Annotated in this window: 9 protein-coding genes; 4 read left to right on the plus strand and 5 right to left on the minus strand. The window is 37.9% G+C overall.

All coding sequences use genetic code 11. The annotated features are described in order from the left end of the window. Positions 1-29: 29 nt before the first annotated feature. Complete coding sequence (locus JFL43_RS15295; RefSeq protein ID WP_100796195.1) at positions 30-1,337, minus strand: sigma 54-interacting transcriptional regulator; 1,308 nt, start codon at positions 1,335-1,337, stop codon at positions 30-32. A 138-nt stretch (positions 1,338-1,475) separates the two neighbouring features. Between JFL43_RS15295 and pruA the strand changes: the two genes are divergently transcribed. The 3 genes from pruA (at position 1,476) to JFL43_RS15310 (ending at position 5,669) form a co-directional block, all read left to right on the plus strand. After that, positions 1,476-3,020, plus strand: coding sequence for an L-glutamate gamma-semialdehyde dehydrogenase (gene pruA, locus JFL43_RS15300; protein ID WP_200749701.1), 1,545 nt, complete (start codon positions 1,476-1,478; stop codon positions 3,018-3,020). 118 nt (positions 3,021-3,138) lie between these two features. Beyond that, positions 3,139-4,332: an ornithine--oxo-acid transaminase gene (locus tag JFL43_RS15305; protein ID WP_200749702.1), complete on the plus strand. Its 1,194-nt coding sequence runs from the start codon at positions 3,139-3,141 to the stop codon at positions 4,330-4,332. Between the two features lie 92 nt (positions 4,333-4,424). After that, positions 4,425-5,669, plus strand: a complete 1,245-nt coding sequence (locus JFL43_RS15310; RefSeq protein ID WP_100796198.1) for a Glu/Leu/Phe/Val family dehydrogenase — start codon at positions 4,425-4,427, stop codon at positions 5,667-5,669. Between the two features lie 66 nt (positions 5,670-5,735). On the opposite strand, the gene JFL43_RS15315 is transcribed toward JFL43_RS15310, so the two are convergent. From JFL43_RS15315 to JFL43_RS15330, 4 genes are all read right to left on the minus strand, one after another. After that, positions 5,736-5,972: a DUF378 domain-containing protein gene (locus JFL43_RS15315; protein ID WP_100796199.1), complete on the minus strand. Its 237-nt coding sequence runs from the start codon at positions 5,970-5,972 to the stop codon at positions 5,736-5,738. A 56-nt stretch (positions 5,973-6,028) separates the two neighbouring features. Then, the gene (locus JFL43_RS15320) at positions 6,029-6,739 is read right to left on the minus strand and encodes a metallophosphoesterase family protein (RefSeq protein ID WP_200749703.1); all 711 of its coding nucleotides are present in this window, start codon (positions 6,737-6,739) and stop codon (positions 6,029-6,031) included. Between the two features lie 84 nt (positions 6,740-6,823). Then, on the minus strand, positions 6,824-7,804 hold the full coding sequence (locus JFL43_RS15325; protein WP_200749704.1) for a cation diffusion facilitator family transporter: 981 nt from the start codon (positions 7,802-7,804) through the stop codon (positions 6,824-6,826). A 12-nt stretch (positions 7,805-7,816) separates the two neighbouring features. Next, positions 7,817-8,539, minus strand: a complete 723-nt coding sequence (locus JFL43_RS15330) for an MgtC/SapB family protein (protein WP_200749705.1) — start codon at positions 8,537-8,539, stop codon at positions 7,817-7,819. A 133-nt stretch (positions 8,540-8,672) separates the two neighbouring features. On the opposite strand from JFL43_RS15330, the gene JFL43_RS15335 reads away from it, so the two are divergent. After that, on the plus strand, positions 8,673-9,575 hold the full coding sequence (locus tag JFL43_RS15335) for a DMT family transporter (protein WP_200749706.1): 903 nt from the start codon (positions 8,673-8,675) through the stop codon (positions 9,573-9,575). Positions 9,576-9,868 lie beyond the last annotated feature (293 nt).

The following is a 9,868-nucleotide window of genomic DNA, read 5'->3' on the forward strand; positions in this document are numbered from 1 at the left end:
AGAGGGCTCACAAAAGTGAGACCCTCTTTTTATTTCTTCATTTTACGAATACGGTATTGTAAATTTTGTCTACTCATCCCAAGCGCATTAGCAGTTTTCGTAATATTACCTTGATACATATTCAATGCCTTTTGCAAATAATACTCCTCGGCCTCACGTAAATATTCATCTAGCGGTAATAATTCCTTCGCATTTTGTACGACAAAGTAGGAGGCATCATGTGAAGAATCACGGAATGCTTGGACTTTCCATTTAAAATGGAGCGGCAACATTTCAAACGTAATCAATTCCTCCATCGTGACCATCGAAGCAATTTCATCGAGTAATATTTCTAATTCCTTTAAATTTCCCGGCCAATCATATAGATGGAAAAGTTCATCTACCTCACTAGATAAACCTTGAATATTAGAGCTAAAACGTTGGCGATGGCGTATTAAATAATCTTTTACAAATGGTTTAATATCTTCTTGTCTTGCGTGTAGTGGAGGCACATTAATCGTTACAGATGCGAAAAAGTAATATAGTTCTTTCAATAGCTGCCCAGAGGCAACTAAGTCAATAGGATCGCCACCGATACTGGCGATGAACATATGACTTTTCGTTTGACTATCCTCTAATAATTGTAATAATTTCTCCTGCAATGCTAAAGCTAAAAATTCAATACGCTCGCAAAAAATTGTGCAGTTAGTAAGCGAATGTGTACTTTCATAAAGTTTATCTAAAATGGATGAATCTGAACGCTGACAGAAAATCGTAATGAAATGTTGATTCGTCGGAGCTAAATTGTGATGGATGCCTTCAGCAATTAAATCTTTACCAGTGCCAGATTCCCCAATTAAAAGTACAGGAAGCCTTGCTGTTGAAGCTTTTTCTGCTGTTTGTATGACCACTTTCATCGGCGCAGATACAGCGGTAATAGACGAAAAAGTAATCGGTTCTCCGTAACGTCTTAATGGCTGGTAAACGAGCTTTTCAAGTGTTGTAATATCACGTGCAAACTCGATAGCCCCAATTAACTCATCATTTTCAATGACGGGAAATGTATCATTGATTGTCGTTATTTCTTGGCCATTATGATTCCAATAGGTTTGCTTAACATTAAGTACCTTTTCCCCTGTTTGTAGAACATGCAGTAATGTACTTTCTTCATGCTCAAATTGAAAGAGTTCCAAAATGGAGCGGTCGGTAACATCCTCCAAATTTAATCCTTCAATATCCTTCATTTTTTCGTTATAAATAATCGTCTGACCTTGTGCATTTACAGCGTGAATCCCTACAGAAGCATGTTCTGTCGCATAGCGATAAAAAGGTGAAAAATCGTTGTCAAATCGTTTCATATTGTCACCACTTTGAATTTTTTTATAATTTTAAATATTTTTACTTGAAAAACGCAACAATCTTTTGCATTATTATAAGTGTAAACAATTTAATTATGCAAATAAATTTTGCACTTACATCACAAAGGAGGATTTCAAATGATTCCGTACAAACATGAACCATTTACAGATTTCTCAACAGAGGAGAACAACAAAGCGTATTTAGAGGCTTTAAAAAAGGTGGAAGGATATCTTGGGGAAGAATATCCGTTAATCATCGGTGGAGAACGCATCACAACGAATGATAAGATCGTGTCATATAATCCAGCAAATAAAGAAGAGGTCATCGGCTCAGTATCAAAGGCTGACAAAGAGCTAGCTGAAAAAGCGATGCAAGTGGCAGATGAAACGTTTAATACATGGAAGAAAGTAAAACCTGAAATTCGTGCAGATGTTCTATTCAAAGCAGCAGCAATTATTCGCCGTCGCAAACATGAATTTTCAGCATTATTGTCGAAAGAAGCAGGTAAGCCTTGGAATGAGGCCGATGCAGATACTGCAGAAGCAATCGACTTTTTAGAATACTATGGTCGCCAAATGCTACGTCTTAAAGACGGCCAACCAGTTGAAAGTCGCCCAGGCGAATTCAATCGCTATGACTATATTCCACTAGGAGTAGGAGTAATCATTTCACCTTGGAACTTCCCATTTGCCATTATGGCAGGGACTGCAGTGGCTGCTGTTGTAACAGGAAACACGGTGTTATTAAAGCCAGCTTCAACGACTCCAGTAGTCGCTTATAAATTTGTGGAAATTCTTGAAGAGGCCGGTTTACCAGCTGGCGTTGTTAACTACATTCCAGGATCAGGAGCGGAGGTAGGCGACTACTTAGTAGATCATCCGAAAACACGCTTCATCAGCTTCACTGGTTCTCGTGATGTTGGTTTGCGCATTTATGAACGCGCTTCAAAACTAAATGACGGTCAAATTTGGCTAAAACGTGTAATTGCTGAAATGGGCGGTAAAGATACGATTGTAGTTGATAAGGAAGCAGATTTAGAATTAGCTGCACAGTCAATCGTAAAATCAGCATTCGGCTTTAGTGGCCAAAAATGTTCTGCTTGTTCACGTGCAGTCATTGTAGAAGATGTTTACGATGAAGTACTAGCTCGTGTTGAGGAGTTAACAAAAGGCTTATCTGTTGGTGACCCAACGGATGTATCGAACTTTACTGGCCCAGTAATCGATGCAGCAGCATTCAAGAAAATTACTAACTACATCGAAATTGGTAAAGGAGAAGGTCGCATTGTTGCTGGTGGTACTGCAGATGATTCAAAAGGTTTCTTCGTAAATCCAACAGTAATAGCGGATGTGACTCCTGAAGCGCGTGTGATGAAAGAAGAAATCTTTGGTCCGGTGGTTGCTATTGCAAAAGCAAAAGACTTCGATGAAGCATTAGCCATTGCAAACAATACTGAATACGGCTTAACAGGTGCAGTAATTACAAATAATCGTATGAATCAAGAAAAAGCACGTGAAGATTTCCATGTAGGTAATCTATATTTCAACCGCGGCTGTACAGGTGCAATTGTTGGTTACCAACCATTTGGTGGTTTCAATATGTCTGGAACAGATTCTAAAGCAGGTGGGCCAGACTACTTACAACTGCATATGCAAGCAAAAACAACTTCAGAGACATTATAACAAAATTGTATTTATCACTGATATTTGATATCACTGCATGCAACGTGGCAGACCATCCCATAGGTGTCTGCCGTTTTTATAAAGAGTAAGCTTTTTTTAAACCAAGGGGGAATTTATAATGACAAAAACACAGGAACTTATTACGCAAACAGAGAAATTCGGTGCTCCAAACTATCTACCACTACCAATCGTTATCTCGGAAGCAGAGGGAGTTTGGGTAAAAGATCCAGAAGGAAATAAATTTATGGATATGCTTTCTGCGTATTCAGCTGTAAACCAAGGTCATCGCCATCCGAAAATCATTCAAGCGTTAAAGGATCAAGCAGATCGTGTGACATTAACATCACGTGCATTCCATAGTGATCAGCTTGGGCCATGGTATGAGTTAGTATGTGAAGTAACAGGAAAAGAAATGGCATTACCAATGAATACAGGTGCAGAAGCGGTTGAGACTGCATTTAAAGCAGCGCGTCGTTGGGCTTATGATGTAAAAGGTGTGGCAGAGGGGCAAGCAGAAATCATTGCATGTAATGGTAATTTTCATGGCCGTACGATGACGGCGGTATCTCTATCTTCAGAAGCAGAGTATAAAAGAGGTTTCGGACCAATGTTACCTGGTATTAAATTAGTAGATTACGGTGATTTAGAGGCTTTACAAGTAGCTATTACACCGAATACTGCGGCATTTTTAGTGGAGCCAATTCAAGGGGAAGCGGGTATTGTTATTCCGCCGGCAGGATATTTAAAAGCGGCACGCGAGTTATGTCGTGAAAATAATGTATTATTTATCGCTGATGAAATTCAAGCTGGTCTAGCACGTACAGGGAAAATGTTCGCATGTGAGTGGGAAGATGTAGATCCTGATATGTACATTTTAGGTAAAGCACTTGGTGGTGGTGTATTCCCAATTTCTTGTGTTGTTGCAAGTAAAGAAATTTTAGGTGTATATAACCCAGGATCGCATGGCTCTACTTTTGGAGGAAATCCAATTGCCTGTGCCGTTTCAATTGCAGCGCTGAATGTATTAAAAGAAGAGAAACTTGCGGAACGTTCTTTAGAGCTTGGAAATTATTTTATGGAACAACTGAAGGAAATTGGAAATGATGCGATAAAAGAAGTGAGAGGTCGCGGTTTATTCATCGGAATGGAGTTGAATGAATCAGCACGTCCATACTGTGAAAAGCTTATGGCTCTAGGGTTATTGTGTAAGGAAACGCATGAAACAGTGATCCGTTTTGCACCACCTCTTATTATTTCAAAGGAAGAGTTGGATTGGGCAATTGAAAAAATTCGAAAAGTGTTTGTAAAATAAACTAAAAAACATCCCACAACGCTGAGAACTATGTTACAATGTTTGCGATATGAAGTATAAAAACACTACGAATAAAGAGGCGAGAAAATCAAATGGCAGAAAATCTTAACCTGTTTACATCAACGCAGGCGGTTATTCATGAAGCACTTCACAAGCTAGGCTATGATGAAGGAATGTACGAACTTTTAAAAGAACCATTACGCATGTTAGAGGTACGTATACCCGTTAAGATGGACGACGGCAAGGTGAAAGTATTCACAGGCTATCGTGCACAACATAATGATGCAGTAGGTCCTACAAAAGGTGGTGTGCGATTCCACCCTCAAGTTTCTGAAGATGAAGTTAAAGCGCTTTCAATGTGGATGACTTTAAAAGCAGGTATTGTTGACTTACCTTATGGCGGAGGTAAAGGTGGTATCATTTGTGATCCACGCCAAATGTCTATGGATGAGATTGAAAAACTTAGCCGTGGCTATGTTCGTGCAATTAGTCAATTTGTTGGGCCAACAAAAGATATTCCAGCTCCAGACGTTTTCACTAACTCACAAATTATGGCTTGGATGATGGATGAATATAGTCGAATCGATGAATTTAATTCTCCAGGTTTCATCACAGGTAAACCAATCGTGCTTGGTGGTTCACAAGGTCGTGACCGTGCAACTGCACAAGGTGTAACAATCGTGATTGAAGAAGCAGCTAAACGTCGTAACATCGATATTAAAGGTGCACGTGTTGTTATCCAAGGTTTTGGTAACGCAGGTAGCTTCCTAGCTAAATTCATGAGTGATTTAGGTGCAAAAGTTATTGGTATTTCAGATGCTCACGGTGCTTTACATGATCCAGAAGGTCTTGATATTGATTATTTATTAGATCGTCGTGACAGTTTCGGTACTGTTACAACTCTTTTTGAAAATACGATTTCTAACCAAGAGCTACTTGAATTGGATTGTGATATTTTAGTTCCTGCAGCCATTGAAAACCAAATTACTGCTGACAATGCTCATAATATCCGTGCTGGTATTGTGGTAGAAGCAGCAAATGGACCAACAACTTCAGAAGCAACGAAAATTTTAAATGATCGTGGCGTTTTATTAGTACCAGACGTACTTGCAAGCGCGGGCGGTGTAACAGTTTCTTACTTCGAGTGGGTTCAAAATAACCAAGGTTATTACTGGTCAGAAGAAGAAGTAAATGAAAAACTTCTTAAGAAAATGGTCGATGCATTTGACAATGTCTACACAGTTGCAACAACTCGTGGCATTGACATGCGTCTAGCAGCATATATGGTCGGTGTACGTAAAACAGCTGAAGCATCTCGTTTCAGAGGTTGGGTATAATAGTAGATCAATAATATTGAAAGCCCAAGAGTCATACTCTTGGGCTTTTTTTGTACATATTGAAAATTACGTCGTACGAGCAACTCGATGCTCTGTTCGTACTATTTCTTCTGATGGCTTGAAAAGTATTCCTAAATTCACGAGTCCAGCAATTCCAACTACAGTATAAATGATTCGTGAGACAACACTTCCTTGTCCGCCGAAAAGGCTTGCGACAACATCAAATTGAAATAAACCAATGACGCCCCAATTCAAAGCGCCAATAATAGTGAAAAATAAGGCCGTTCTTTGTAAAACACTCATAATCACACCTCCTCTTACTGTTAGATTGTGTTGTGATGAGGAAATTCATACGATTATTATTTTATAAAGTAAGTGTTTTTATTAGGTAGCTCTAAGCAATTTAATTGGCCACCATAAACTGCCCCGCCGTCAATCCCAATTAAATTATTTTCTCCAAAATACACATTATAATTATGTTCCATCTGATGCAAATTAGGTGTGGGCGTATGACCAAACACAACTGTTTTCTCCCCATTGTAACCATTGTGGAATTCATCACGAATCCAAATAAGCGTATCAAGATCATTTTCGTTTAAAGGAAGTTGTGAATCAACCCCAGCATGAACAAATATGTAATTTTCTTCTTCTATATATGTATGTAATGTTTTGATGAAAGCTAAATGTTCATCAAGCTTGGCAGATAGTAACTGTGGTGCAGTGAAATTCTCCTTTTCACCAGTTCCTTGTATTTTCTCTTCAGAAAAGCCATAGCTTTGTAAAGTTTCTTTACCGCCACATAGTTGGGTCCAATGCTTCCAAGCTTTCTCTGTTTGCTCAGTAAATGCTTTTTCCATTAAGTGTTCGTGATTGCCAGTTAAAACAATTGCACCGTTTTGCTGTAATTCCATAACGAAATCTAAAACAGAAGATGAATCTGGTCCACGATCGATATAGTCACCAAGTAAAAACAAACGATCTTCGTTTGGGGTATATTCTGCAAGTGTTAAAAGGTCTTGAAACTTTTTGAACTCGCCGTGAATATCGCTAATTATTAATGTTCTTGTCATCTTCATCACTCTTTTCTGGGGAATAGGAACAAAAAGAGACGTTCGTCACTATGTGGAAGCAGACAAGACGTCTCTTTTTTTTATCTACTTCAGTGCATCTGGGCGTTCACCAACATGATTCCAGTTCGTAACACCATCATCTTCATCAAAAGCAATCGTCACTTTCGAAACACTTTTTTGTGCTAATAAAATATCCATTAAATGATCGCGAATATCATCAACATAAGCAAAACTTAGCGTAGGATCAACTTCGGCAAGACATTCAACGTGTAAAAACTCACCTTCCTTAATTACTTCTAGCTTTTTAATATCGCGAATATTCGAATCATCCCAAACTAAATAGGCAATGTGATTTAACATCTCTTCATCCGTTTCGCCAATTACGCCGCGTGCATTTTCTAAGAACACAACGCCGACAACATAGAACATCATGAGACCAATCATTACAGAAGCAATACCTTCAGCTTGTAAAAACCCAGTGAAATGCGCCATAAGAACTGCTATAAAAGCCAACATGCCACCTAAAGTTGCAACTAAATCTTCCATGAAAACAAGTTTTGTTGCCGGTTTTGCACGATTTAAATGTGCAAAGGCTTTTGGCAAGGCAGTTAAGCCATTAGCTGTTATACCTGAATCATGAAGGATTTCCTTTGCAGCTTTCATTAATACAATACTTTCTAAAATGATGCCGATTGCTAAAACGCTTAAACTAATCCACAGCCCACTTGAAGTAGTGGGATGCATGATTTGATGCCAACCTTCTTTAATCGTTTCGTAAGATAAAATTCCTACGATAATAACGGCACCTAGACATACTAAGTTAACAACTCGACCAAAACCGGTTGGGAATTTAGGAGTTGGCGCTTTTTTTGATAAAGCAGAGCCAATAAAAACGAAAAACTGATTGGCAGAGTCACCTAACGAGTGCATCATTTCTGCAAACATGGCTATATTTCCTGTAAAGAAGAAAGCGACACCTTTAAGAACACCTAAAAACAAATTGACAAACGCCGCTAATAGCGAAGGTTTATTACCTTGCTTTAGTAAGCTCCATAAATCACCCATAAAACGCCTCCTTTAAGATAGAATTTCAATTTCTATTTCATCGATATAATGAAGTTCCCGAACACCTTTATATAAGGAAATAGTATCTTTTTTTGGAAGAGATGAAAAGCGTAAATCAAGCTCATGCTTTAATTCATTATTCGCAAGACGTATATCTTTAATACGCATATTATCCACATCCATATCATTCTTCTGTAAATATACTAATATATCATTTATATACTTTACATCTTTTACCAATATTTTTAATGAAACTTCGCGCATACGTAGACGCTTAGGACCAAATCGCATAAAAATAGGAGCTAGGATTTCTATACCAATCATAACAATAATAACTGCAATGATTGCTTGCCCATAAAAGCCAGCGCCAACAGCGATTCCAATGCCTGCTGCACCCCAAATCATAGCGGCAGTAGTAAGACCGCTTATACTGTCATTATCTTTACGCAAAATGACTCCGGCACCTAAGAAACCGATCCCGCTGACAATTTGAGCTGCTAAGCGTAACGGATCCATTGTGACATTAATGCCTGGTACGGGCTTTGCGTTATAAACAGACTCAATTGAAATGATTGTTAACAAACAGCTGAATGTAGCAATAACTAAACTTGTTTTCAATCCAACTGGTTTCCTTTTTAGTTCCCTTTCGATCCCGATGACTAAACTTAAAGTTGCTGCTACAATTAATTTAATAAGCATTTCATGAGTTAAAGAGTTATTCAGTAAAAAATCCATTTAAGAAACCTCCTGTTATTTAGTCTTCCTTATTGCGAATGGCATCCGTTCGTGTCAAAATGAAGTACATCTAGTATTCGTATTGTACACTATATAGATGGATAAATTTACTTTTTATAGGAAGTGCAGCGCAGTGGAAAAACCTAAGATCCATCCGTACATACCCATTATAATTGGGGTGATTTCGGTTTCTGCATCTGCTATTTTAGTGAAGCTTATAGCGGGGGTTGATTCGGGTGTCATTGCCTTTTATCGAATGCTATTCTCAATTTTAATCATGTCTCCATTATTCTTTATGAAATATACACATGAATTACGCCAATTAAAAAGAAGAGATTGGCTTTTTTCAATTATTGCGGGTATATTTTTAGCGTTTCATTTCATTCTATGGTTTGAATCGTTACGTTACACATCAGTAGCGAGTTCAACTGTTCTCGTCACATTGCAACCAATCTTCGCTTTTGCAGGAACATATTTCTTTTTTAAAGAAAGAATCTCTTTTAAAACACTAATGTCAGGTTTCATTGCAATAGTAGGAAGTGTATTAATTAGTTGGGGAGATTTAAAAGTAAGTGGCTCAGCTTTTTACGGTGATATGCTTGCACTAATCGCTTGTGCATTAGTGACAGGGTACTTATTATTTGGACAAGATGTTCGACAAAGGTTGTCGTTAATGACTTATACGATGCTTGTCTATACAGCTAGTACGATTACTTTATTTGTCTATGTTCTTATTAAAGAGGAATCATTTGGTCCGTATCCTACAAATGATTGGTTTTGGTTTGTATTATTAGCTGTAATACCGAACTTGCTTGGGCATAATCTTTTTAACTGGTCATTAAAGTGGGTGAGTACGAACGTGCTCTCGATAGCTATTTTATTTGAACCAATCGGAGCAGCAATCCTAGCTTACTTTATTTTTAACGAACACCTAATGCTTACTCAAGTAATTGGTGGAGCGATTGTAATAGCGGGTATTATGCTATTTGTAGTTGATGAAAAGATGCTTAAAAAGTTATTTCAAAAAAACAGTTGATTTTTAAAATGAGATGCTGTATAGTAATAAATGTCGCTAAGACGTGCTACAAAATACGAATACAGCATCTAAAAAACTTTTTCAAAAAAGTGTTTGACAAAGAAAACAGATGATGATAAGATATTGAAGTCGCTAACGAAGCGGTAAACAAAATGAACCTTGAAAACTGAACATGCAAGACGTTAATCAATAAATGTTTTGAACGCCAACTTTGGTTGGTGGATTAAAACGAAATAGATATCATCTTCGGATGATACGCTAGCAAAGCAAATGAGCTTTCAAACTAACTTTTA

The sequence above is a fragment of the Viridibacillus soli genome (assembly GCF_016612995.1).
Taxonomy (GTDB): Bacteria; Bacillota; Bacilli; order Bacillales_A; family Planococcaceae; genus Viridibacillus; species Viridibacillus soli.